The organism is Paeniglutamicibacter sulfureus (assembly GCF_030512175.1).
In the GTDB taxonomy this organism is placed as follows: domain Bacteria; phylum Actinomycetota; class Actinomycetes; order Actinomycetales; family Micrococcaceae; genus Paeniglutamicibacter; species Paeniglutamicibacter sulfureus.
This window is the reverse complement of sequence record NZ_JAULBL010000001.1, coordinates 133,708-156,702: the sequence shown is the minus strand read 5'-3', so window position 1 is coordinate 156,702 and position 22,995 is coordinate 133,708. Positions and strand designations below refer to the sequence as shown.

At 65.7% G+C, this 22,995-nt stretch carries 21 protein-coding genes and 1 tRNA gene; 14 read left to right on the top strand and 8 right to left on the bottom strand.

Annotation, left to right across the window (positions count from 1 at the left end; translation table 11 throughout):
* Positions 1 to 75 precede the first annotated feature (75 nt).
* The 4 genes from Q2T94_RS00670 to Q2T94_RS00655 are packed head-to-tail and all read right to left on the bottom strand — an operon-like array spanning position 76 to position 4,322.
* On the bottom strand, positions 76 to 1,212 hold the full coding sequence (locus Q2T94_RS00670) for a bifunctional 2-methylcitrate synthase/citrate synthase (RefSeq protein WP_302262497.1): 1,137 nt from the start codon (positions 1,210 to 1,212) through the stop codon (positions 76 to 78).
* A 17-nt stretch (positions 1,213 to 1,229) separates the two neighbouring features.
* Positions 1,230 to 2,159, bottom strand: coding sequence for a methylisocitrate lyase (prpB, locus tag Q2T94_RS00665; RefSeq protein WP_302262496.1), 930 nt, complete (start codon positions 2,157 to 2,159; stop codon positions 1,230 to 1,232).
* Between the two features lies 1 nt (position 2,160).
* On the bottom strand, positions 2,161 to 3,678 hold the full coding sequence (locus Q2T94_RS00660) for an MmgE/PrpD family protein (RefSeq protein WP_264270776.1): 1,518 nt from the start codon (positions 3,676 to 3,678) through the stop codon (positions 2,161 to 2,163).
* Positions 3,675 to 4,322 carry a GntR family transcriptional regulator gene (locus tag Q2T94_RS00655; RefSeq protein WP_302262495.1) on the bottom strand — a complete coding sequence of 216 codons (648 nt, stop codon included), beginning with the start codon at positions 4,320 to 4,322 and terminating at the stop codon, positions 3,675 to 3,677. Before Q2T94_RS00655 ends, Q2T94_RS00660 begins: the two co-directional genes overlap by 4 nt.
* Before the next feature lie 162 nt (positions 4,323 to 4,484).
* Here Q2T94_RS00655 and Q2T94_RS00650 point away from each other — a divergent pair, with 162 nt between their 5' ends.
* The gene (locus Q2T94_RS00650; RefSeq protein WP_302262494.1) at positions 4,485 to 6,389 is read left to right on the top strand and encodes an AMP-binding protein; all 1,905 of its coding nucleotides are present in this window, start codon (positions 4,485 to 4,487) and stop codon (positions 6,387 to 6,389) included.
* Positions 6,390 to 6,398: 9 nt separating this feature from the next.
* Here the strand turns inward: Q2T94_RS00650 and Q2T94_RS00645 are convergent, their stop codons facing one another.
* Together Q2T94_RS00645 and Q2T94_RS00640 are read right to left on the bottom strand one after the other, a co-directional pair.
* The gene (locus Q2T94_RS00645) at positions 6,399 to 7,109 is read right to left on the bottom strand and encodes a response regulator (RefSeq protein ID WP_302262493.1); all 711 of its coding nucleotides are present in this window, start codon (positions 7,107 to 7,109) and stop codon (positions 6,399 to 6,401) included.
* A gap of 49 nt (positions 7,110 to 7,158) precedes the next feature.
* Positions 7,159 to 8,850 carry a sensor histidine kinase gene (locus Q2T94_RS00640; RefSeq protein WP_302262491.1) on the bottom strand — a complete coding sequence of 564 codons (1,692 nt, stop codon included), beginning with the start codon at positions 8,848 to 8,850 and terminating at the stop codon, positions 7,159 to 7,161.
* Positions 8,851 to 9,049: 199 nt separating this feature from the next.
* Between Q2T94_RS00640 and Q2T94_RS00635 the strand changes: the two genes are divergently transcribed.
* The 9 genes from Q2T94_RS00635 (at position 9,050) to Q2T94_RS00595 (ending at position 17,733) form a co-directional block, all read left to right on the top strand.
* On the top strand, positions 9,050 to 10,366 hold the full coding sequence (locus tag Q2T94_RS00635; protein WP_264270771.1) for a cation:dicarboxylate symporter family transporter: 1,317 nt from the start codon (positions 9,050 to 9,052) through the stop codon (positions 10,364 to 10,366).
* A 217-nt stretch (positions 10,367 to 10,583) separates the two neighbouring features.
* Positions 10,584 to 11,480, top strand: coding sequence for a ParA family protein (locus tag Q2T94_RS00630; protein WP_436836800.1), 897 nt, complete (start codon positions 10,584 to 10,586; stop codon positions 11,478 to 11,480).
* Complete coding sequence (locus Q2T94_RS00625) at positions 11,480 to 12,394, top strand: segregation and condensation protein A (protein WP_264270770.1); 915 nt, start codon at positions 11,480 to 11,482, stop codon at positions 12,392 to 12,394. The genes Q2T94_RS00630 and Q2T94_RS00625 overlap by 1 nt, the downstream gene beginning before the upstream one ends.
* Complete coding sequence (gene scpB / locus Q2T94_RS00620) at positions 12,391 to 13,020, top strand: SMC-Scp complex subunit ScpB (RefSeq protein WP_302262490.1); 630 nt, start codon at positions 12,391 to 12,393, stop codon at positions 13,018 to 13,020. The genes Q2T94_RS00625 and scpB overlap by 4 nt, the downstream gene beginning before the upstream one ends.
* A gap of 30 nt (positions 13,021 to 13,050) precedes the next feature.
* The gene (locus Q2T94_RS00615; RefSeq protein ID WP_264270768.1) at positions 13,051 to 14,124 is read left to right on the top strand and encodes a pseudouridine synthase; all 1,074 of its coding nucleotides are present in this window, start codon (positions 13,051 to 13,053) and stop codon (positions 14,122 to 14,124) included.
* A 4-nt stretch (positions 14,125 to 14,128) separates the two neighbouring features.
* On the top strand, positions 14,129 to 15,232 hold the full coding sequence (locus Q2T94_RS00610) for a prephenate dehydrogenase (RefSeq protein ID WP_264270767.1): 1,104 nt from the start codon (positions 14,129 to 14,131) through the stop codon (positions 15,230 to 15,232).
* Positions 15,232 to 15,894 (top strand): (d)CMP kinase, encoded by a 663-nt coding sequence (cmk, locus tag Q2T94_RS00605; RefSeq protein WP_264270766.1) that lies wholly within the window; start codon positions 15,232 to 15,234, stop codon positions 15,892 to 15,894. Before Q2T94_RS00610 ends, cmk begins: the two co-directional genes overlap by 1 nt.
* Before the next feature lie 142 nt (positions 15,895 to 16,036).
* Positions 16,037 to 17,575: a ribosome biogenesis GTPase Der gene (der, locus tag Q2T94_RS00600; protein ID WP_264270765.1), complete on the top strand. Its 1,539-nt coding sequence runs from the start codon at positions 16,037 to 16,039 to the stop codon at positions 17,573 to 17,575.
* Between the two features lie 84 nt (positions 17,576 to 17,659).
* Positions 17,660 to 17,733 (top strand) — tRNA-Pro (locus Q2T94_RS00595).
* Between the two features lie 591 nt (positions 17,734 to 18,324).
* Here Q2T94_RS00595 and Q2T94_RS00590 read toward each other — a convergent pair.
* Entirely contained in the window at positions 18,325 to 18,993 is a 669-nt protein-coding gene (locus Q2T94_RS00590) for a hypothetical protein (RefSeq protein WP_264270764.1), read from the bottom strand.
* Between the two features lie 168 nt (positions 18,994 to 19,161).
* On the opposite strand from Q2T94_RS00590, the gene Q2T94_RS00585 reads away from it, so the two are divergent.
* The 4 genes from Q2T94_RS00585 to Q2T94_RS00570 all read left to right on the top strand — a co-directional run bounded on the left by Q2T94_RS00585 (position 19,162) and on the right by Q2T94_RS00570 (position 21,693).
* Entirely contained in the window at positions 19,162 to 19,626 is a 465-nt protein-coding gene (locus tag Q2T94_RS00585; protein ID WP_264270763.1) for an FHA domain-containing protein, read from the top strand.
* Between the two features lie 7 nt (positions 19,627 to 19,633).
* Positions 19,634 to 20,389 carry a transcriptional regulator FtsR gene (gene ftsR / locus Q2T94_RS00580; RefSeq protein WP_372342936.1) on the top strand — a complete coding sequence of 252 codons (756 nt, stop codon included), beginning with the start codon at positions 19,634 to 19,636 and terminating at the stop codon, positions 20,387 to 20,389.
* Between the two features lie 52 nt (positions 20,390 to 20,441).
* Positions 20,442 to 20,924, top strand: a complete 483-nt coding sequence (locus Q2T94_RS00575) for a bifunctional nuclease family protein (RefSeq protein WP_264270761.1) — start codon at positions 20,442 to 20,444, stop codon at positions 20,922 to 20,924.
* 187 nt (positions 20,925 to 21,111) lie between these two features.
* Positions 21,112 to 21,693, top strand: coding sequence for a MerR family transcriptional regulator (locus Q2T94_RS00570; RefSeq protein WP_264270760.1), 582 nt, complete (start codon positions 21,112 to 21,114; stop codon positions 21,691 to 21,693).
* A 237-nt stretch (positions 21,694 to 21,930) separates the two neighbouring features.
* Here the strand turns inward: Q2T94_RS00570 and Q2T94_RS00565 are convergent, their stop codons facing one another.
* A complete protein-coding gene (locus tag Q2T94_RS00565) occupies positions 21,931 to 22,749 on the bottom strand; it encodes a ParA family protein (RefSeq protein ID WP_372342935.1) in 819 nt (272 codons plus the stop codon).
* Positions 22,750 to 22,995: the final 246 nt, after the last annotated feature.

The following is a 22,995-nucleotide window of genomic DNA, read 5'->3' as shown; positions in this document are numbered from 1 at the left end:
GAAAGCGAGGGAGATGGCCGGCACCCATTTTGGGTCCCGGCCAACTCCCTCGCAACGTGCTGAGGTCCCGAATGATTACAGCGCGCGCTGCTCCGGGCCGTTGTATTCGGACAGCGGGCGGATCAGCGCGTTGGACGCGCGCTGTTCCATGATGTGTGCTGTCCAACCCGTGATGCGCGAGGCAATGAAGATCGGGGTGAACATCTCGGTGTCGAAGCCCATCAGGTGGTACGTTGGGCCGGCCGGGTAGTCGAGGTTCGGCTTGATGGCCTTGGCCTCGTCCATGGCCGCTTCGAGTCCGTCATACAGCCCGAGCATTTCACTACGGCCGTAGTAGGCGATCATCTTGTCCAGCGCAGCCTTCATGGTCGGAACGCGGGAATCGCCGTGCTTGTAGACACGGTGGCCGAAGCCCATGACCTTTTTCTTTGCGGCCAGGGCCTCCTCCATCCACGCCTTGGCGCGGGCCGCGGCATCCTGGCGGGATTCGTTCTTGTCGATGCCGATCTCGTGGAAGGTGTGCATCACTGCCTCGTTGGCGCCGCCGTGCAGCGGCCCCTTCAACGCCCCGATGGCCGCGGTGACGGCCGAGTGCAGGTCCGAGAGGGTGGAGGTGACCACACGGGCGGTGAACGTCGAGGCATTGAACGAGTGCTCCGCGTAGAGGACCATCGAAACGCGGAACGCGTCGACCACCTCCGGTGCGGCTTCCTCGCCGAAGGTCATCCACAGGAAGTTCTGGGAGTAGTCCAGGTCCTCGCGTGGCTCGATGACACCCAGGCCGCGGCGGCGGCGCTGGTCGTACGCGACAACCGCAGGGAACGCGGTAAAGAGTTCCTTGGCCTTGATGAGTTCGGCCTCGGGGGAGGAATCGTCGGCCAGTGCGTGGTTGGCGCCGATGACCGAGACCGCCGTGCGGCCCACGTCCATCGGGTGGCAATCGAGCGGCAGCAGGTCGATGGCGGCCTTGACGTTGGCGGCCAGGGCGCGCCCTGCCCGCTCGGCGGCGACGAAGTCGGTGAGCTCGATTTCAGTGGGCAGCTCTCCGGTCCACAGCAGCAGGGCCACTTCTTCGAAGCTCTTCCTGGCGGCCAGGTCCTGGACCGGGTATCCACGGTATAGCAGCGAATTCGTCTCCGGATTAACCTTGGAGACCGCCGTGTAGTCGACGACGACGCCGGCGAGGCCCTTCTTGATCTCAGTTTCAGTCATCACTTCGCTCCTGATTCCTACAAATTCGCGTTGTTTGAGTGGATATCCAGATCAGGGACCTGGAAATTGAAGATCCCGGTGTCGAAGCGGTTGTACGCCTCGTAGTCAACCAGCTCGTAGAGACGCGCACGCGTCAACATTGAATCTACCCGAGACTCCTGGGTTCCGTCGGCTGCAAGCGCATCCAGGACGCGTTCGGCCTCTCCCATGGCGCTGCGCAGCAGCGTCACGGGGTAGATGACCATGGCCACTCCGACATCCGCCAGTTGCTGGCGGGTGAACAGGTCGGACTTGCCGAACTCTGTCATGTTCGCCAACACCGGCACGTCAACCGCCTTGCAGACTGCCTCGAACTCGGAAAGGTCCTTCATGGCCTCCGGGAAGATGGCATCCGCGCCGGCATCCACCAGGGCCTTGGCCCGGTTGATGGCTGCATCGAGCCCCTCCACGGCGCGCACGTCGGTGCGGGCCATGATCAGGAAGTTCGAATCCCGCCGGGCATCCGCCGCCGCGGCGATGCGTTTGACCATGGTGTCCAGGTCCACGACGTTCTTGCCGTCGAGGTGGCCGCAACGCTTGGGGTTGAACTGGTCTTCGATGTGGCAGCCAGCCAACCCCGCATGCTCGAGTTCCTGGATGCTGCGGGCCACGTTCATTGGCTCGCCGAATCCGGTGTCCGCGTCAACCAACGAGGGCAGATCGGTCATCCGGGCGATCTGCCCGGCACGGGTGGCCACCTCGGTGAGCGTGGTCAGCCCGATGTCCGGCAGGCCAAGGTCATTGGCAAGCACGGCACCGGAGATGTAGACGCCGTCGAAGCCCTTTTCCTCGATCAACCGGGCCGAGAGCGGGTTGAAGGCCCCGGGGAACTGGCGTGCGGTTCCCGGAACGAGCATCTCGCGCAGTGCCGCGCGCTTCTGCTCCGGGGTGGTGGTGGAGTACAACATGTTAGAACAGTCCCTTCGGGGCTGCCGCGAGGTCGATGACGCCCGGGGCGGCAACGATGTTCAGCTGGTCAAGCTCGCCGGCACCCAGTTTCTCCAGGTTTTCGGCAGCTGCGATGAACCTGTCGATTTCGTCTTCCTCGACCAGGCCGGCAGCCAGGGTGCGGAACTTGTTGATGTACTGCTCGCGGGCGAACGGCCGGGCTCCCAACGGGTGGGCGTCGGCCACGGCGATCTCGTCGGTGATGACGGTGCCGTCGGCCAAGGTGATGACCACCGAGCCGCCGAAGGCCTTCTCGTTGATGTCCAGCGAGTGGTAGCGGCGGGTCCACTCCTTGTCTTCCTCAGTGGTGACCTTGTTCCACAGTTCCACGGTGTCGGCACGTCCCGCACGCTCCGGGGAGTAGGAATCCACGTGGTGCCAGGCGCCGTCCTGCAGGGCGACGGTAAAGATGTACGGGATCGAGTGGTCAAGGGTCTCGCGCGAGGCGGTCGGATCGTACTTCTGCGGGTCGTTGGCGCCGGAGCCGATCACGTAGTGCGTGTGGTGGGAAGTCTTGATCAGGACCGAGGCGACGTTCTTGGCGTCGGCGGCTTCCGGGTGTTCACGGTTGAGCTTGCGGGCCAGGTCGATCCAGGCCTGTGCCTGGTATTCGGCCGAGTGCTCCTTGGTGTAGGTGTCCAGGATGGCGCGCTTGGCTTCGCCGGCCTCCGGAAGCGGAACCTCGTAGGCTGCGTCCGGCCCGTCCAGCAGCCAGGCGATGACGCCGTCTTCGCCTTCGTAGATCGGCACCGGCGAGGTCTGGCCGCGCATGGCGCGGTCCGCTGCCTCGACGGCCATCTTGCCGGCGAAGGCAGGTGCGTGGGCCTTCCAGGTGGAGATCTCGCCCTTGCGCGACTGGCGGGTGGCGGTGGTGGTGTGCAGGCCCTGGCCCACGGCCTGGAAAATGGTTTCGACATCCAGGCCGAGCAGGGTGCCGATGCCGGCGGAGGCCGACGGGCCCAGGTGTGCCACGTGGTCGATCTTGTGCTTGTGCAGGCAGATCGCCTTGACCAGGTCGACCTGGATCTCGTAGCCGGTGGCGATGCCGCGGATCAGGTCCTTGCCCGAAGCCCCGGTGTGCTGTGCCACCGACAGGATCGGCGGGATGTTGTCGCCCGGGTGGGAGTACTCGGCGGCCAGGAAGGTGTCGTGGTAGTCGAGCTCGCGCACCGCCACGCCGTTGGCCCAGGCTGCCCATTCGGGGGAGACCTTCTCGGTGATGCCGAAGACCGAGGCACCCTTGCCGCCGGTGGACGGGGCGTGGGTCAGGGCCTGGGCACGTGCTGCAACGATCGGACCGCGGTTCAGCGAGGCAATGGCAACGGAGGCGTTGTCGATGATGCGGTTGATGATCATCTCGGTGACCTCTGCGGTGACCTCTACCGGGTCGGCTGCAACGGTAGCGATCTTGTGCGCGAGCTGATCCTCGCGGGCAAGGTTTTCTTCACTGCGGTACACGCGTACGGGGTGGTTGATCATGGGGTGTCCTCTCGGGGTCCAGCATGGGTTTTGATGTGTTCAAGACTGTGGTGCAGGTGCAATTGGGTGGCCGCCGCGGCGACCTCCGGATTTCGGGCCGCGATGGCCTCGGCGATCGCCGCGTGTTCAAGCGCGGACCTCGCCAGTCTTTCGGGGTCGTCCTGTGCCAGGCGGCGGACCCGGGCCAGATGGACCCGCAGTGAGCGCAGGGCCTGTTCGATGTAGGGGTTGTCCACCGCGGCATCGATGCAGCTGTCGAGTTCCCCGGCCAACAGGTAGTAGGCCTCGCGGGTTTCGGGGCCGGTGCAGCGTCCCGCCTCCAGGAAGCGGGAGCGCAGCGACGCAAAGGTGGCCGGCTCGGCTTTTCGCGCCGCAATGCGGGCGGATTCGACCTCGAGGGCGCGACGCAGGTCAAAAAGGTCGTCAACGTGCTCGCTCGAGACGTCGGAGACCACGGCACCGCGGCCGCGCTGCTGAACTGCCAGCCCGTCGGCGACCAGCCGGGCCAGGGCCTCACGCAGCGGGGTGCGTGAAACACCTAGGCGTTCGGCCTGTTCAACCTCGCCCAGCACGGCACCGGGACGCAACCGCCATTCGACGATGTCCGTTCGCAGTGCCTCATAAGCCTTGTCGCTTGCCCTCATGCCGTTAATTGTATACAGAAAAGCCACAAAGTCACGCGAAGCATGAGACTTTATTCCAAAATAGTCCGTTCGTGTATACATTCATCTTGAAATTGTGTGGCGGGAGTCATATGCTCAGTGGGACCCGATCAAGTACCTGATACGAATGGATGGACGGTTCGCATGGCACCGACCTACGCGCAGACCTTTGCCGAAGCCAAGACCGACCCCGCAGCCTTTTGGCTCAATGCGGCCGCATCAATCGATTGGGAGCAGAAGCCCACCGCCGGACTGGATGAGAGCCGCGCGCCGATCTATGCGTGGTACCCCGACGGGGTCCTCAACGTTTGCCACAACGCCCTGGACCGCCACGTTGCGGCGGGTCGCGGGGAGAACACCGCACTGATCTACGACTCCGCGGTCCTGGGCATCCAGGAACGCTTCAGCTACGCCGAGCTGCTGGCCAAGGTCGAGAAGTTCGCCGGTGTCCTGCGGGATGCGGGGATCGGGATCGGCGACCGGGTGCTGATCTATCTGCCGATGATTCCGCAGGCACACATCGCCATGCTTGCCTGCGCCCGCATCGGCGCTGTGCACTCGGTGGTCTTCGGCGGATTCGCCCCCAAGGAACTGGCCGCACGCATCGACGACGCCACCCCTGCCGCCATCGTCACCGCGACCGGCGGCATCGAGCCCTCGCGCCGCATCGAATACCTGCCCGCCGTCGCCGAGGCCATGGGGATGGCCGGCCACAAGGTTTCCACCGTCATCGTCCACCACCGTGACGGCTTCGCGCACCAGCGCTCCGAGTTCGCCGGCACCGACGCCACCTGGCACGACTGGGACGACTTGGCCGCGCTCGCCGAACCCGCCGCCGCGGTTCCGGTGCCCGCCACCCACCCCCTCTACATCCTCTACACCTCCGGGACCACCGGCGCCCCCAAGGGCGTGGTGCGCGATTCGGGCGGCTACACGGTGGCCATGGACTTCTCGATGCGCAACATCTACGGCGTTGGACCGGGCTCCACCATGCTCACCGCCTCCGACGTCGGCTGGGTGGTCGGGCACTCCTACATCGTCTACGGCCCGCTGATCGCCGGTGCCACCACGGTCCTCTACGAAGGCAAGCCCGTGGGCACCCCCGACGCAGGGGCCTTCTGGCGGCTCATTCAGGACCACAAGGTGGACACCTTCTTCACCGCTCCCACCGCGCTGCGCGCCATCCGCAAGGCCGACCCCGCCGCCGAGCTGATGGCCGGCTACGACCTGTCCAGCCTCAGGAACTTCTTCGTGGCGGGGGAGCGACTGGACCCCGACACCTACGCCTGGGCCGGGGAAAAGCTCGGGGTGCCGGTGGTGGACAACTGGTGGCAAACCGAGACCGGCTGGCCCATTGCCTCGAACCCCGTGGGCATTGAGGTGCTGGAGCCCAAGGCCGGCTCTCCCACTGTCCCGGTGCCCGGGTACGACGTGCGGATCCTCGACGGGCTCGGTGCCGAGGTGGGGGCAGGCGAAGAGGGCAACATCGCCATCAAGCTCCCGCTGCCCCCGGGCACCCTGGCCACGCTGTGGGGAAACGACCAGCGATTCATCGAAACCTATCTGGAGCAGTTCCCCGGCTATTACGCCACGGGGGACTCCGGCTATCTCGATGCCGAGGGCTACCTCTTTGTCATGGGCCGCACCGACGACGTCATCAACGTCTCCGGGCACCGGCTCTCCACCGGCGCCATGGAACAGGTGCTGGGCTCCCATCCCGCGGTTGCGGAATGCGCGGTCATCGGGGTCGCCGATGAGCTCAAGGGCCAGCGCCCCAGCGGATACGTGGTGCTCAAGAGCGGGGCGGGGATCTCCGAGGAGGATCTGGCCGGGGAACTAGTCGCGATGGTGCGGGCACACATCGGCCCGGTCGCGGACTTCCGCGAGGTCCGCATCGTGGCGGCGCTGCCCAAGACCCGCTCGGGCAAGATCCTGCGCAAGACCATGCGGCAGATCGCCGACGGCAAGCCCTACGCGGTGCCCTCCACCATCGAGGACCCGGCGGTCATCGATGAACTCCTCCCGTTCCTGCGCCCGGCGGGCCGGTAGGCCAGGGGGCTACGCCCTGGGGCGCCAGCGGTATTCGTTCTCCGGGCGCCCCCGGGTCCCGTGCCGCGGGGCCTTGGCGGCCTGCCCGGTCTCTGCCAGGTGCTCCAGGTAGCGACGTGCGGTGACGCGGGAGAGGTCCAGCAATTCTGATACCTCGGTGGCCGAGAGTGCCGCGCTCGCCGAGCGAAGCGCCTCGGCGATGGCGCCGAGGGTCTCGGTGATCAGCCCCTTGGGCAGCGGGGCCGGGCCGACCGAACGCAGAGCGGCAAAGGCGTTGTCGATTGACTCCTGGGAGGCCGACTGGCCGGTGGTGCCCAGGTTGAAGCGGAACATCCGGTAGTTTTCGAGTTTCTCGGAAAACGCGGCAAAGCCGAAGGGCTTGATCAGGTATTGGGTCACGCCCGCGGAGATGGCGGTGCGCACCACGTTCAGGTCCCGGATCGCGGTGATCGCGATGATGTCCACGGTGTTGCCGCGTCCGCGCACCCGCCGGGCCACGTCCAATCCGTGCAAGTCGGGCAGGTTCATGTCCAGCAGCACCAGGTCGATGGGCGTGCCGGCCTCCTGGGCCGCATCCAGGGCTGCGAAGGCCTCCTGGCCGCTGTGCGCAATGGCCTGCACCTGGAAGCCGGGGACGCGGGCGACGTACTTGGCGTGCGCAGCGGCGGTGGTGGCCTCGTCGTCAACCACGAGAACGCGGAGGTCTCTGTGCGGATCCATGTACCTGTGCTTCCTGGGGGGGTCTTGGTGTGGGGCGGGTGCCGGCGGCCTAAGGCGCGGAACGCGCCGGCCGGGAGAGCGGCAGCGTCACGGTGAAAATGGCCCCGGCATCATTATCCACTTCCAGGGACCCGCCCAGGCGTGCGACCGCCTGGCGCACCAGCGCCAGTCCCAGCCCGCGCGACCCGCTGCCCGCGGCCACCGGCTTGGAGGAAACGCCCAGCCGAAAGTACTCGTCGAGCAAATCCGGGTCGACGCCTGGCCCGGAATCGGCGACCGAGACCACCACCGAGTCGTCGTCGGCGGCGAAGTCGGCCCAGACGCGGCGCTGCTCCGAGCCTGCCGCGGCATCGAAGGCGTTGTCCAAAAGGTTCCCGGTGATCGTCACCAGGTCCCTGGCATCCAGCGCGCCGGCGGGCAGGTGCCCCGAGGCGGAGAAGGTCAGCGTGATGCCGCGTTCGTGGGCCTGCGCGGCCTTGCCCACCAGCAGCGAAGTCAGGTACGGCTCGTCGACCGCCTGCACGAACTCGTCGGTGAGCCGCTGGGACTCCTGCCGGTCCGCCACCGCGAACTCCAGCGCCTCGCGCTCCCGGCCCAGCTCGATGAGCGTGGCCACGGTGTGCAGCCGGTTGGCGTGCTCGTGGGTCTGGGCGCGCAGCGCCTCGGTGAGCGTGGTGAGGGACTCGAGCTGCCCGGTCAGCGCCTGGACCTCGGTGTGGTCGCGCAGCGTCGCCACGGTGCCCAGCGAGCTCTCCACCTGCTTGCGGCGCAGCGTCCAGCGCACCCGCGCCCCGGGATCCGAATCGGGCTGCTCGGCGTTCTGCTGGGAAATCACCAGCACCCGGTTCTGGGTCAGGTGGATCTCGTCGGTGGCGCGCCGGCCCGAGGCAAAGAGCTCGGCAACCGTTTCCGGCAGCCCCACCTGCACCACCGGCAGCGGGCGCAGCGAACCGGCGGGCGGCAGGCCCAGCAGCTGGGCGGCCTGGTCGTTGTAGAGCACCAGCCGGCCCTTGGCATCCACCAGGACCAGCCCCTCGCGCAGCGAATGCAGCGCGGAAAAGTAATAGGCGTAGAGCCGGCGCAGCTCCTCCGGGCCGTAGCCCAGGGTGGCGCGGCGCAGGTAGCGGGACAGTGCATAGGTGAACACGCCCCCGAGGCCCACCGCCAGCAGCCCCACCAGCAGCGTGGCGGGAATGAGGGCTGCCTGGGTGACACTCAGGGACTGCAGGGTCACGCCCACCGAGACCATCGCGATCACGTTTCCGCCGGGACCGCGGATCGGGGCGATGGCTCGCACCGAGGGGCCCAAAGTGCCGGGATAGTCCTCCACCTGGCTGTCCCCGGCCAGGGCCCGCTCGACGCTGCCTACGTACTTGCGCCCGATCTCGCTTGGGGTGGGGTGGGTGTAGCGGGTGCGGTCGGTGTCCATGATGGTCACGAAATCCACCTGGGCGTGTTCCAGGATTTGCGCCGCAAAGGGTTGCAGCGCCACCGACGGGTCGGGAAGCTGCACCCCGTCGATCACGAACGGATCGTGCGAGAGCGTCTCGGCGACGGATAGCACCCGCTTGGCGGCGAAATCGTGTGCCTGGGCGCGGGCATTGAGGTAGCCCGCGGCGCTGACCACCGACACCACCAGCGCCACCAGCGCCAGCTGCGCGACGAAGATGCGGGCGGCCAGCGAATACGGGCCGCGGCCGCGCGGATGCGCGGCGGGGGAGCGGCGATCGGCTGCTGGCATGGGCGGCTTCCCCCTTCGTGTGGTTCCTCGGTGGCGCGCAACGCGCACCTCAAGGGTGGCACGTCAACAAACCCGCCATGACCATTATGAACACAAGAGAGATCTCGATCACTCCGGGCCCCACCATGGATGAAGAGCTCACGGCGCATCCAATCGCCGCCACCCCACACCGAAGCAACATTTTCCAGAAGGAGCCATCATGGCAACGACGCCGGCATCGAGCGGAGTCCTGGACCGGGACCCCATCGGGAACCAGGAACCACCTCTCAAGAAGGACCGCACCCACTGGCTGTACATCATGGTGATCGTAGCCGTGGTCGCCGGCGCCACCATCGGCCTGGTGGCCCCGGACCTCGGCAAGGCGCTCAAGCCGCTGGGCACCGGTTTCGTCGCCCTGATCAAGATGATCATCGCACCTGTCATCTTCTGCACCATCGTGCTGGGCATCGGCTCGATCGCCAAGGCCGCCACGGTCGGCAAGGTCGGCGGGCTCGCGCTGCTCTACTTCATCACCATGTCCACCTTCGCCCTGGCCATCGGCCTGTTCGTCGGCAACCTGGTCCACCCGGGCTCCGGCCTGCAGCTGCAGCCCTATGAAGGTGCCGCCGGCGGAGCCGAAAACGCCACCGTCAAGTTCCTGCTCGAGCTGATCCCGGGCGACATCCCGGTGCTGCCGACCCTGGTCCTGGCGCTCTTCGTGGGCTTCGCCCTGCAGTCCATGGGCAAGAGCGGCGAGCCGGTGCTCGGTGCCATCAAGAACATCCAGGCCGTGGTCTTCCGCCTGATGATGATGATCATGTGGGCCGCCCCGATCGGCGCCTTCGGCGCCATCGCCGCGGTCGTCGGCGCCACCGGCTGGGCAGCCATCGGCTCCATGGCCATCCTCATGGGCGCCTTCTACGTCACCTGTGCCCTGTTCATCATCGTGATCCTCGGCTCGCTGCTGCGCGCCGTGACCGGCCTGAATATCTTCGCGCTGATGAAGTACCTGGCCCGCGAATACCTGCTGATCTTCTCCACCTCCTCCTCCGAGTCCGCCCTGCCGCGCTTGATCGCCAAGATGGAACACGTGGGCGTCTCCAAGCCGGTCGTGGGCATCACGGTTCCCACCGGCTACTCCTTCAACCTCGACGGCACCGCGATCTACCTGACCATGAGCGCATTGTTCGTTTCCACCGCCATGGGCATGCCGATGAACATCGGCGAGCAGATCTCCCTGTTGGTCTTCATGATCGTCGCCTCCAAGGGCGCCGCCGGGGTCACCGGCGCCGGCCTGGCAACGCTGGCGGCCGGACTGCAGTCGCACCGCCCGGAACTGCTTGACGGCATGGGCGTGATCGTGGGCATCGACAAGTTCATGTCCGAGGCCCGCGCACTGACCAACTTCACCGGAAACGCTGTCGCCACGCTGCTGATCGGCAAGTGGACCAAGGAAATCGACATGGAGCAGGCGCGCTCGGTGCTTGCCGGGGACCGTCCCTTCGACGAGCTCTCGCTGACCGCCAACGAGCACTAACACCGGCGCCGCTTCCGCGGCACCCGGTTCCAGCGCCAGGGACTCCCGCATCCGGGGCCCTGGCGTTGGTGCGTCCGGCACAAAACCCAACGTTGGACTTCAACTTCAAGGTAAAGGCTCGCCGTGACGCTGGTTGGGCAAAGGCCGGTGCACAACCTATACCCTTGAAACAAGTAGTCAACCAGATCGCACAACGAACGGAAGCGTGGTTCATACCGTGAGCGAGGAACAGGGCAGCAAGGCGCGAGGCGTGGGGTTGCTCAAGGAGCCCACCCCCATGGGGCCCACCGGGCGCCCGATGACGATTTTCCCCGAGCCGCAGCCACTGGAATCCCACGGCCCGGCCCGCGTGATCGCCATGGTCAACCAAAAGGGCGGCGTCGGCAAGACGACCTCCACCATCAACCTCGCGGCGGCCCTGGCCGAATACGGGCGCAAGGTGCTGCTGGTCGACTTCGACCCACAGGGCGCCCTGTCCGCTGGCTTCGGCACCAACCCGCACGAACTCGACGTCACCGTCTACAACGTGCTGATGGATCGCAAGACCGAGATCCGCGACGCCATCCTGTCCACCGACGTCGAGAACGTCGACCTGCTGCCGGCCAACATCGACCTCTCCGCCGCCGAGGTGCAGCTGGTCAACGAAGTCGCCCGCGAACAGGTCCTGGAACGTGCCCTGCGCTCGGTGACCGATGACTACGACATCGTGCTCATCGACTGCCAGCCCTCGCTGGGCCTGCTGACCGTCAACGCGCTGACGGCCGCCCACGGCGTGATCATCCCGCTGACCGCCGAGTTCTTCGCACTGCGTGCCGTGGCCCTGCTGGTGGAGACCATCGAGAAGGTCCAGGACCGGCTGAACCCCGCCCTGGCCATCGACGGCGTGCTGGCCACCATGTACGACCCGCGCACGCTGCACGGCCGCGAGGTCGTCGGCCGGCTGGTCGAGGCCTTCGGGGACACCGTCTTCGAGACGGTCATCCGCCGGACCATCAAGTTCGCCGACGCCAACGTTGCTGCCGAACCCATCACCAGCTACGCCACCACGCACCCGGGTGCCGAGGCCTACCGCCAGCTCGCCAGGGAACTGATCTCCCGTGGCGGCGCCCCGTAATGACGGCACCCGCCGCCGAAACCACCGCCACCGGCAGAGTCGTCCCAGACGATTCGGCCGGTGGTTTTCGGGTTTCGCTGGAAAACTTTTCCGGCCCCTTCGACCTGCTGCTCTCGCTGATAGCCAAGCGCGAAATGGATATCACCCAGATCGCCATGGCAGAGGTCACCGACGAATTCATCGCCTACCTGAAGCTGCTCCAGGCCCGGCCGGGGTCCAAGGCGCTGGATGAGACCACCGAGTTCCTGGTCATCGCCTCCACGCTGCTTGACCTGAAGGCGGCACGCCTGCTGCCGGGCAGCGAGACGGAAAACGACGAGGACATGGCCCTGCTTGAGGCCCGCGACCTGCTCTTCGCCCGGCTGCTGCAGTACAAGGCGTTCAAGCACGCCGCCGGCTGGATCGCCGGGAAGCTGCACGAGGAAGCCACCAGCTTCCCGCGGCAGGCGGGCCTGGAGGCGCACTTCGCCGCGCTGCTTCCCGAACTGGTCTTCAAGACCAGCCCCGAGGCGCTGGCGCAGCTGGCCGCCGCAGCCCTGGCACCCAAGGCACCGGCACCCACCGAGGTCGGGACCGGGCACCTGCACGGCGGCACCGTGTCGGTGCGCGAGCAGGCAGGCATCCTGGCAGCACTGCTGAAGGAACACCGCTCGCTGAGCTTCACCGCGCTGGTCGCCGACGCGGCAAGCCACCTGGAGGTCGTGGCCCGCTTCCTGGCGCTGCTGGAAATGTATCGCGAACGGGTGATCGCCTTTTCCCAGGATGCGCCGCTGGATGCGCTGAACGTGCGCTGGCTTGAACCCGATGCGGACTGGGACCCTGCCGCGCTGAAAGAGGAATACGAACCCGTGGCCGCTGAACCGTCCGAGACATCCACCACGTTGGCACCAGACCCGCAGGGGGGAAATCCATGAACCACACCGCCACACCTGCCGCCGGGGGGCTTCCCGAAGCCGCCGGGTCGGCAATAGACGCACTGCCCGGGGGGCTGGAAGCCGGCATCGAGGCGGTGCTGATGGTGATCGACGAGCCCATCGCCGCCGGCCACCTCGCGCAGGTGCTTGAGGTCAGTGAGGAACGCGTCACAGCGGCCCTTGAAAAGCTGCGGGCACAGTATGATGGTGGGGATACACCACGCGGTTTTGAGCTGCGTGAATTGGCCGGCGGCTGGCGCATCTTCTCCCGACGTGATTTTGCTCCCTTCGTTTCACGCTTCGTCATCGACGGCCAAACGGCAAGACTTACCCAGGCAGCGCTGGAGACTTTGGCAGTGATCGCCTACCGGCAACCGGTTTCCCGCGGCAGGATCGCGGCGATTCGCGGGGTCAACGTCGATTCGGTGGTGCGCACACTCCTGACGCGCGGGCTGATCCACGAAGCACCCGACGACGGTGAAAGTGGTGCCACGTTGTATCAGACCACCTCGTACTTTCTGGAAAGATTGGGATTGGGCAGCGTTTCCGAGCTGCCCAGGCTCTCCCCGCATCTTCCCGGAGTGGGTGACATCGACGACTATGACGTTGATTCGCCCTGGCAATAGGCGAACCACGAAACAACATAAGGACAGATCATGAACCAGGGATCCCGCCCAGGCCGCGGCAACCAGCGCCCACAAGGCTCCGGCTCCGGCAACGGCCGCGGCCGAGGAGCAACCGGTGCTGGCCGTTCCAACCAAAATCCACGCTCGTCAAACCCGCGCCCGGGCTCCGAAGGCGGCAACGAGTCATCTGCCGGATCCTGGTCCAAGGCACACGGCGGACCCAAGCAGTCCAAGAAGTCGGGTGCCCCGGGCAAGAAGAAGTACACCGGTCCCCAGGCCTTCGGCAAGGAACGCTTCGGCAAGAACCTCGGCCCGGTCAACACCGAGCGCACCAAGCCCACGCAGCGGGCCCAGGCAGCCGCCGCCCACTCCGATCTCGAGGGCGTGCGCCTGCAGAAGGTCATGGCCAACGCGGGTGTGGCCTCGCGCCGCGTCTGTGAGGAAATGATCGCCAACGGCCGCGTCGAGGTCAACGGCGTGCTGATCACCGAGGCGGGCATCCGCATCGACCCCGAGCGCGACACCGTGCACGTGGACGGCATGCGCCTGCAGCTGAACGCCGACATGCGCTACTTCGTCTTCAACAAGCCGCGCAACGTCGTCTCCACCATGGAGGACCCCGAGGGCCGCAAGTGCATCTCTGACTTCATCCGCAAGAAGGGCCAGGAGCGCCTCTTCCACGTCGGGCGCCTCGACTACCAGACCGAGGGCCTGCTGATCCTGACCAATGACGGCGAGGCCGCCAACCGGCTGGCCCACCCGTCCTACGAGGTCCCCAAGACCTACCTCGTGCAGGTCCGCGGACCGATGGCCGCCGGCATCGGCGCGCAGATGAAGAAGGGCATCAAGCTCGAGGACGGCTGGCAGTCGGTCGATTCCTTCAAGCTGGTCGACTCCACCCCGGGCCACGTGCTCGTGGAAGTCATCCTGCACTCGGGCCGCAACCGCATCGTCCGCCGTCTCTTCGAAGAGGTAGGACACCCGGTGACCCGCCTGGTCCGCGTCCAGGTCGGCCCGATCCGCCTGGGCGACCAGAAGCAGGGCACCATCCGCCCGCTGGGCAACCAGGAAGTCGGGCACCTGCTGGCAATGGTGGGGATGTAGCCACATGCCCACCACGCACCTGGCCGGACCGATTCTGGTCATCGGCACCGGGCTGCTGGGCACCAGCGTCGGGCTGGGGTTGAGCCAGCGCGGACTGAACGTCTGGCTTGCCGACCCCTCGCCCAGCGCACAAATCGTCGCGCAGGACATCGGCGCGGGCACCATTCACGTCCCCGGGCGCCCGCTGGCACCCGAGCTGGTCGTCGTCGGCGCCCCGCCGGACGTCACCGCCGCGGTCGTGGCGCAGGCCCTTCTCGACTTCCCGATGTCAACCGTGGTGGACATCGCCTCCGTCAAGGGCTCGATCCTCGAGGCCGTGCGGGCGGATCCGCGCATCGGCGAGGAACACCTGAGCCGCTACGTGGGCACGCACCCGATGTCGGGGCGCGAGCGCTCCGGCCCGGCCGCTGCCCGCGGCGAACTGTTCACCTCCATGCCGTGGGTGATCTGTGCCCATGCCGGATCGCGCGGCGACTCGGTGAAGACCGCCGAGGCGCTGGCCATCGACCTGGGGGCCACGGTCGCCCGGATGAATGCCGCCGACCACGACGCGGCCGTCGCACTGATCTCGCACTTCCCGCAGGTGGCCTCCTCGCTGATTGCCTCCCGGTTGCTGAACGCGCCGGGGCATTCGCTGGCGCTTGCCGGGAACGGGCTGCGCGACACCACGCGGATCGCGGCCTCGGACCCGAAGCTGTGGATCCAGATCCTCAGCCACAATGCCGGCGCCCTGGTGCCGATCCTGCGCGGCATGCAAGAGGACCTGCAGCGGCTTGTCGCTACGCTCGAGGATCCCTCGGCCCCCGGTGCGCTGCTTGATCTCGCCCAGCTGATGGGGGAGGGCAACGCCGGGCAGGCCAGGATCCCTGGCAAGCACGGCGCGCCGCCGCAGGCCTTCGCCCTGGTCACCGTCGCGGTCAAGGACAAGCCGGGGCAGGTGGCCAGGTTGCTGGCCGACGTCGGGAACGCCGGGATCAACATGGAAGACCTGCGGATGGAACACTCCGCCGGGCACCAGGTCGGGCTGGTAGACATCTCCGTCATCCCCGGACGCCGGGAAGAATTGATCACGGTGCTCAGCGCACTTGGATGGAAGGTAGTGCAGTAATGCGGAAAATCACGGTTGCAGTCGACGGCCCCTCGGGCAGCGGAAAGTCCTCGGTATCCAAGGAAACGGCGCGCCGTCTGGGTGCCGCCTACCTCGACACCGGCGCCATGTACCGCGCGGTGACCTGGCACGCGCTGGATGCCGGCACCGACCTGTCCGACGCCGAGGCGGTTGCCGCCGCAGTCAAGGCGGCCGACTTGTTCATCTCCACCGATCCGGACGTGGAACGCATCACCATCCACGGCACCGACGTGACCGAGGCGATCCGCGAACCGTTTGTCTCCGAGGCCGTATCTGCGGTGGCCACCAACCTTGCCGCCCGGGCCGAGCTGGTCGCACGGCAGCGGGCCATCATTGCCGCGCACGAACGCATCGTGGCCGAGGGCCGGGACATCACCACCGTGGTGGCCCCGGACGCCGACGCCCGCATCCTGCTCACCGCCTCCGAGGAGGCGCGCCTGCGCCGCCGCGGCCTGCAGCTCGGCGGAACCCAGTCGGACGCCGAATTGCAGGCCCAGGTGCTCGTCCGCGACGCCAAGGACTCGACGGTGGTGGACTTCCACGTCGCCGCCGACGGGGTGGCCACCGTGGACTCCTCGGAGATGGACTTCGAGCAAACGGTGACAGCCGTGCTCGAGGCCATCAAGGCCCAGGCCGACTAATAGAACCTCCCGATCCGCCGCCGGCGGATCACCATCCCCGCCCCGGTGCGCAGCGAATGCTGCGCGCCAAGGCGGGGTACATGCTTGAATTGATACCGGCTTCCGCGTTTGGTGGAGGCACGCAACGCAAAGGAACCACACCATGAGTGAGAGCCTGCTTCCGGACGAGGGCGCCGAGTACGTCCCGTTCAACAACGAGGACCACATCGCCGACCGCCTGGCCGAAATCAGCGACGAGGATGCCGACGCACGCGCCACCGCGCTGCTGGCCGGCCTCGATGACTACGACCTGGACCCGGAAGACGCCGAGCTGCTCGCGCACCTGGGCGATGACTTCGACGACGACGCCGACGAGGTCATCCCGCCGGTCCTGGCCATCATCGGGCGCCCCAACGTGGGCAAGTCCACGCTGGTCAACCGCATCCTGGGCCGCCGCGAGGCAGTCGTGGAGGATGTCCCGGGCGTGACCCGCGACCGCGTGTCCTACCAGGCCGAATGGGCGGGCCGCAACTTCACCGTGGTTGACACCGGCGGCTGGGAGCACGACGCCAAGGGCATCCACGCCCGAGTGGCAGAGCAGGCCGAGGTTGCCGCTGACATCGCCGACGTCATCCTCTTCGTCGTTGACTCCCGCGTTGGCGCAACCGCCACCGACGAGGCAGTGGTGAAGATGCTGCGCCGGAAGAAGAAGCCGGTGCTGCTGGTCGCCAACAAGGTCGATGACGCCAATCAGGAAGCCGACGCCTCCTTCCTCTGGGGCCTTGGCTTCGGCCAGCCTTGGCCGGTCTCGGCCCTGCACGGCCGCGGCGCAGCGGACCTGCTGGATGCCGTTGTGGCCAAGCTCCCCGAGTACTCTGCCTTCGGTGGGATCATCCCGCGCGGCGGCCCGCGCCGCATTGCGCTGGTCGGCCGCCCGAACGTGGGCAAGTCCTCGCTGCTGAACAAGATGGCCGGCTCCGAGCGCGTGGTCGTTGACACCCTCGCCGGCACCACCCGCGACCCCGTCGACGAGCTCGTAGAACTGGGCGACGAGGTCTGGCGCTTCGTTGACACCGCTGGAATCCGCCGCCGCCAGCACATGGCACAGGGCTCTGACTACTACGCCTCGCTGCGCACCCAGGCCGCCTTGGAAAAGGCCGAGGTTGCCGTCGTGCTGCTGGCAGTCGACGAGGTCCTTTCGGAGCAGGATGTCCGCATCCTGCAGATGACCATCGACTCGGGCCGTGCCCTGGTGCTCGCGTTCAACAAGTGGGACCTGATGGACGATGACCGCCGCCGTTACCTGGAGCGCGAGATCGAGACCGATCTGGCGCACGTGGAGTGGGCCCCGCGCGTGAACATCTCGGCCAAGACCGGCTGGCACAAGGACAAGCTCGTTCCCGCCCTGCACACGGCCCTGGAATCCTGGGATAAGCGCATCTCCACCGGCAAGCTCAACACCTTCCTGGGCGAGCTTGTGGCGGCGCACCCGCACCCCCTGCGCGGAGGCAAGCAGCCGCGTATTCTCTTCGGCACCCAGGCCTCTTCGCGTCCGCCGCGATTTGTGCTGTTCACCACAGGTTTCCTGGATCCCGGGTACCGCCGATTCATTACCCGCAGGCTTCGCGAGACCTTTGGCTTCGAGGGAACCCCCATTGAAGTGTCGATGCGAGTGCGCGAAAAGCGCCAGCGTTCGAAGTAGCCCAAAAAATAGGGTAGGGTAATCACGGAGCTTTTCGCAGACGGCACCTTCACGAGAGTGAGGGAGAACGGCTGCGAAAGCAACCGGGCTATGGCGCAGCTTGGTAGCGCGCCTGACTGGGGGTCAGGAGGCCGTGGGTTCGAATCCCGCTAGCCCGACCGGTTAAAACCCCGGCAGATCAACGAAGTAGCGTTGAACTGCCGGGGTTTTTCCATGTCCCGGTGACTCTCACCGTTCCCGCCGTCATGACTAGATTTCGATAATTGCCGGAGGTTTGGAGTCGGAAAGGTAAGTCGTTCAGGCGCTTGTGAAGCTGACAGCCAAAAGCCGAGGACACGCCGTCTTGCGAACCGGCTTTGGCCAGCTTATTGGCGGACGGGGGCGCAGGGCCCCAGCTAGACCCGGCTGAACGCACGAATGAGCCCCGCCGGAGACCGGCGGGGCTCATTTTCGATGTGGACCTTGGGGGAATCCGCATCGCGGACATGGGTACGTCCGGCGGCCATTGGAGATCCGCCAATAGCGTTCACTGAAAGCTATTCACCAAGACTAAGGTGAAGGCGTTGGCAATGTCTAGGGTCGCGACGAATTAGCCGGATCTTTTTCTCGGGTGGGTGCGGTTGTGGTTCATCTGTGAACTGCCCAGCCAGAAGTTGGCCAAACGCGAACGGCGCCCCGCCAAGACTCCCGCCGGATGGGCGGAGATGCTTGGAGAGGCGCCGCTAAATGCGTTCAGGCGGCACAGGGTGTCAGTTGGCGGATTTGGGATGCTCGGCGTTCTCCGTTGGCGACCAGGCCACGGGCCGGGAACCGTCCCTTCCCGATTCGGCGGTCGGGGCGGACGACTCGGCGTCCCGCAGTGCGGCCTGGGTCTTCATGTCTGATTTCATGGCCTTCAACTTCTTGCCACGCGAATGCCACAGGTGCCAGAACGCGGCAATGCCCACGAAGAGCACCAGGGCGGCTGCCGCACCGCCAATGGACCAGGACGGGAAATACGTGGCGCTGATGTCGATCATCGACCTGGCCTTGGCGGCAGCACTGGATGAGTTCGCATAGATGCTCAGGGTCAGCAAGTTCGGGATCGCCAGCAGGATAGCGACTATGACAATCACTGACTTCCACGGCCATGACACCTTTTTGTACCGGGCCTGCCAGATAATGAGCAGGGGAACGAAGGTGAAGACGAAGCCATACACGAGTCCAAGGATGATTCCGCTGCTCAGTGACCCCTGGGTTTGATTGCCGATATTCGTGGCCCACCAAACGGGCAGGAACAGGCGGACGATAAGGTAGACGATCGCCAGCAGCGCCACCGCTGCTATGCCCAGCCCAATCCGCAGGCCCCACCGGGGCTTGGGCTCGGCCTGCCGGGTGGCCACCGTGGGTGACTGGTCTTTTTTCTCGAAATCAGGCATGCCTGCATCCTCCCACGCCGACCGCGCAACTGTGGAGATTAACTGTCTCGTTATTCACGAAAACTGACCGGTGGCTAGTAGGCTAATCTGGTGATAGGACGATTGCCCCATTTTGGGGCCGGGCAACGTCCACAGGGAATTATGATAAAGATTTTTGGAGGACCGGAAATGGCTGAAGCTCAGGTGCCTAACCAGCAGCACGAGTCGTCTACCGAAACAACGGGAATTGCCTTGCCGCCGGTAACGCGTGAACCAGTTGTCTTCTACGGTCTGAGTGTTGAAGAACGCGCCGCCGTCTCCGCGCTGCCGGAAGGCTCCGCATTGTTGATCGCGCACTCCGGACCGAACCAGGGAGCACGCTTCCTGCTGGACCAGGATATGACCCAGGCAGGACGCCATCCGGACGCCGGTGTGTTCCTTGATGACGTCACTGTCTCGCGCAAGCATGCAAAATTCATTCGTGATGCTTCAGGGTTCAGCGTGGTCGACAGCGGTTCGTTGAACGGAACCTACGTCAACAACGACCGGGTGGATTCGGTGCGCCTTGCCAACGGCTCGGAGGTGCAGATCGGAAAATTCCGGCTGACCTTCTATAACGCACTGCCCAACAACCCGGCCAACGTCCGCGACTAAGCAGGACATGGTAGTGAACCAGGCAGCCCGAAACCCGCGACTGGCAGTTGTTGCCGGCGATACCCAGCGCGCCGTTGCGCTCAATATCGGCGAGGTCCTTTCGGAGCTTCATGATGAGTTTCCTCAGGTCACAGCGTCGAAAATCCGTTTTCTCGAGGAAAAGGGACTGCTGACCCCGCAACGCACCTCGGCGGGTTACCGCAAGTACCTGCCCGACGACGTGGGCCGACTGCGCTTCATCCTGGGCCTGCAACGCGACCAGTACCTGCCACTGAAGGTCATCAAGGACTACCTGGACGCGGTAGACCGAGGCGAACGGCCGGACCAGTTGCCCGGCGGGCACACACTGGCACCGCGAAGCATCAGCGAACAGATGACCCAGGACCTGGCTGCCCGCACCCGCCCGGTGACCAAGGCCGAATTGCAGGGGCTGTGTGGCGCCAGCCCGGAGCTGGTCAATGACCTCCTGGCCTTCGGCATGATCGCGTCGGAAAACGAGCGTTTCGATGAACATGCGCAGAAGATTGCCGCCGCTTCAGCTGCGCTTGCGGCGCACGGCATCGAGCCCCGCCACTTGCGGGCCTTCCGCGCAGCGGCCGATCGCGAAGTGGGTTTGGTGGAACGTGTCGTGGCTCCGCACATGAGCCGCGGAGATGTGGCGTCGCGTGCCAGGGCGGCGGAGACAGCCCGCGAAATAAGCGATGCCTGCATGGCATTGCATGGTGCCCTGGTCAACGGTGCCATCGCCAAGTTGGACCACTAGGCCGGACAAACGGTCACTGCAAGTTGCAGCGACCCGGGTAAAGGAGCGAACCATGCAGGAACTTGAAGTTGTGGGAGTTCGCATAGAGCTTCCCTCCAACCAGCCCCTTGTTCTGCTCAAGGAAGCCAATACCCAACGCCACCTGCCCATTTGGATTGGTGCCCCCGAGGCATCAGCCATCGCCATGTTCCAGCAAGGCATCATCCCGCCGCGTCCGCTGACCCACGACTTGATGATTTCGACCCTGCAGGCGCTGCACGCGCCGTTGGTGAGAGTGGAGATCGTATCGGTCCTCAACGCCGTATTCACCGCGGAGCTGGTCTTTGCCGACGACGTGCGCGTCGACGCCAGGTCCTCCGACGCCATTGCCCTGGCGCTCCGGGCGGAATGCCCGATACTGTGCGACGACCAGGTGCTAGACGAGGCCTCCGTCATGGTTTCGGAGGACGCCGAAGTCGCCGAGGGGGAGGAGGACCAGGTGCGTGAGTTCCGTGAATTCCTCAACGAGGTCGAGCCGGAAGATTTCGATAAATAGACGACCGTTCGCGACACGCCTCAAGTTAAGCTTGAAGGTCTTTGACGCAGCCCCAATGTAGTCGTACCGTCGAAGCATAAGTTCCCAAGGTTTGCCGCCCTCGGATTTCGGTTTCACTCGCAACGGAGTCGTTCCACACCCGGCAGCCCTCTTTCCCGCACGGGGATGCTTGAGCAAGGAGATTCCAATGAATCCCACGGACGACCAACACGCGGCCTCACCGGCGCACGCCGCGTCCCTTCGCAACACCCAGGGACTCCTCTTCACCGAGGACCTGCCGGTCCTCGACGAGGACGCCGGTTACCGGGGCCCCGTCGTCTGCAAGGCGGCAGGCATCACCTACCGCCAGCTCGACTACTGGGCCCGTACGGGTCTGGTGGAACCGGCCGTGCGCGGTGCCAAGGGCTCGGGATCCCAGCGCCTCTACGGCTTTCGCGACATCCTGGTGCTCAAGGTCGTCAAGCGGCTGCTGGACACCGGTGTATCCCTGCAACAGATCCGGACTGCCGTCGGTCACCTTCGCGAGCGCGGGGTGGAAGACCTTGCCCAGATCACCTTGATGAGTGACGGCGCCTCGGTATATGAGTGCACGTCCGCAGACGAAGTGATTGACTTGGTCCAGGGGGGACAAGGCGTCTTCGGCATTGCCGTCGGGCGAGTGTGGCGCGAGGTCGAGGGATCCCTGTCGCAGCTGCCCAGTGAGCGTGCCACGGACTTCCCGGAGGACGAACTGGCTCTGCGTCGCGCCGCGAAGCGCTCCGCCAGCTAGGCCCGCACCAAGACACGAATTCTTGCGGACGGGATCGGATGCCGCCGCTGCGCCCAGGCGCAGGCAGGCAGCGTCCGACCCCGTCCATTTTTATGCCCGCCTTCGGCTTGGGAGAGCTCTGGCATGGTCCAATCCGCCCATAAAAAACCGCCCTTCACCGACCGGACATTGGCCAGGCGATGAGCGGAGCGGTTTTGAGGATGGGGACAGTGGTTCGAGGATTCGGTGAAGCGAAGACTAGCTGCGTTCCGGCTTCACAGCGGTATCGGTGATGTTGCGCAGCAACTCGTCAAAGAGCACCGCCGTTTTCTGCGCGGGCCTGCCCGGCCACTGGTGCACCGAGTAGGCGGCTCCCTGGATCTGCTGCCAGTCCGCGAACTCGGGAAGCTCGGGGCTCAGCACGGAGGTGCCAAACATGGAACGCATTTCGGTCAGGCGGAAGCGGTGCTCGTCGGAATCCTTGCGCACCCGGTTGGCGACCACGTCGATGCGGCCGAGGTCCGGCGCGTACTCCTTGCGGAACATTTCCAAGGCACGCTGCGTGCGCTCGGTACCGGCCACGGAGAACAGCGACGGTTCGGCAACCAGCAAGATACGGTCACTGGCGCTCCATGCCATCCGCGTTAGGCCATTGAGCGATGGCGGGCAGTCGATGAGCACGAGCGCGTAACCGGAGGTCTTGGAAAGCAGCTGGGTCAGCCGGCGCAAATCGCGGGCTCGCAGGTCGGGCCGGTCGTAGATGCCGGTGTAGGCGTCGCCGACTGCCACATCCAGCACCGGGACTCGAGTCAGCGAACGCTTGGAGACGGCCTTGGACTGCCAGGAGCTGGAAACGATGTTTTCGGACAGATTCGCCTTGCGCGCGGCCTTCAGCATTCGGCCGATGGTCATCTTGCCGTCGGCGCGCACTCCCAGACCGGTGCTGGCGTCGGCGTGCGGGTCCAAGTCGATCACGAGTGTGGGGATACCAGCGGCTAGGGCGGCCGAAGCGAGCCCCAATGTAACGGAGGTCTTCCCTACGCCACCTTTAAGGCTGCTAATGCTCACTACCTGCACGGAACGGACCACGCCCTTTTCTACTGTTAGTTGCTCACGTCTTAACGATTGGTTCCCTCAACATCATAATCGGCTTCTGGTTCCTTTGCCGCCACGGGTTCAAACGACCACCTGACACCACTGTTTCGTGCCTGCCGCAATCTTTTGCGATACGTGCGCCCCGTCACGGTAGTGTGTGACGTTGGGCGCCGAAACACACGTTCTGCCCCGCAAACACGAACTCAGACCCTGATATTCGTGCGTGTC

Coding starts and splice junctions, on each gene's coding strand:
- Q2T94_RS00670 (WP_302262497.1), bottom strand. CDS start 1,212: ATGACTGAAACTGAGATCAAGAAGGGCCTCGCCGGCGTCGTCGTCGAC.
- prpB (WP_302262496.1), bottom strand. CDS start 2,159: ATGTTGTACTCCACCACCACCCCGGAGCAGAAGCGCGCGGCACTGCGC.
- Q2T94_RS00660 (WP_264270776.1), bottom strand. CDS start 3,678: ATGATCAACCACCCCGTACGCGTGTACCGCAGTGAAGAAAACCTTGCC.
- Q2T94_RS00655 (WP_302262495.1), bottom strand. CDS start 4,322: ATGAGGGCAAGCGACAAGGCTTATGAGGCACTGCGAACGGACATCGTC.
- Q2T94_RS00650 (WP_302262494.1), top strand. CDS start 4,485: ATGGCACCGACCTACGCGCAGACCTTTGCCGAAGCCAAGACCGACCCC.
- Q2T94_RS00645 (WP_302262493.1), bottom strand. CDS start 7,109: ATGGATCCGCACAGAGACCTCCGCGTTCTCGTGGTTGACGACGAGGCC.
- Q2T94_RS00640 (WP_302262491.1), bottom strand. CDS start 8,850: ATGCCAGCAGCCGATCGCCGCTCCCCCGCCGCGCATCCGCGCGGCCGC.
- Q2T94_RS00635 (WP_264270771.1), top strand. CDS start 9,050: ATGGCAACGACGCCGGCATCGAGCGGAGTCCTGGACCGGGACCCCATC.
- Q2T94_RS00625 (WP_264270770.1), top strand. CDS start 11,480: ATGACGGCACCCGCCGCCGAAACCACCGCCACCGGCAGAGTCGTCCCA.
- scpB (WP_302262490.1), top strand. CDS start 12,391: ATGAACCACACCGCCACACCTGCCGCCGGGGGGCTTCCCGAAGCCGCC.
- Q2T94_RS00615 (WP_264270768.1), top strand. CDS start 13,051: ATGAACCAGGGATCCCGCCCAGGCCGCGGCAACCAGCGCCCACAAGGC.
- Q2T94_RS00610 (WP_264270767.1), top strand. CDS start 14,129: ATGCCCACCACGCACCTGGCCGGACCGATTCTGGTCATCGGCACCGGG.
- cmk (WP_264270766.1), top strand. CDS start 15,232: ATGCGGAAAATCACGGTTGCAGTCGACGGCCCCTCGGGCAGCGGAAAG.
- der (WP_264270765.1), top strand. CDS start 16,037: ATGAGTGAGAGCCTGCTTCCGGACGAGGGCGCCGAGTACGTCCCGTTC.
- Q2T94_RS00590 (WP_264270764.1), bottom strand. CDS start 18,993: ATGCCTGATTTCGAGAAAAAAGACCAGTCACCCACGGTGGCCACCCGG.
- Q2T94_RS00585 (WP_264270763.1), top strand. CDS start 19,162: ATGGCTGAAGCTCAGGTGCCTAACCAGCAGCACGAGTCGTCTACCGAA.
- ftsR (WP_372342936.1), top strand. CDS start 19,634: ATGGTAGTGAACCAGGCAGCCCGAAACCCGCGACTGGCAGTTGTTGCC.
- Q2T94_RS00575 (WP_264270761.1), top strand. CDS start 20,442: ATGCAGGAACTTGAAGTTGTGGGAGTTCGCATAGAGCTTCCCTCCAAC.
- Q2T94_RS00570 (WP_264270760.1), top strand. CDS start 21,112: ATGAATCCCACGGACGACCAACACGCGGCCTCACCGGCGCACGCCGCG.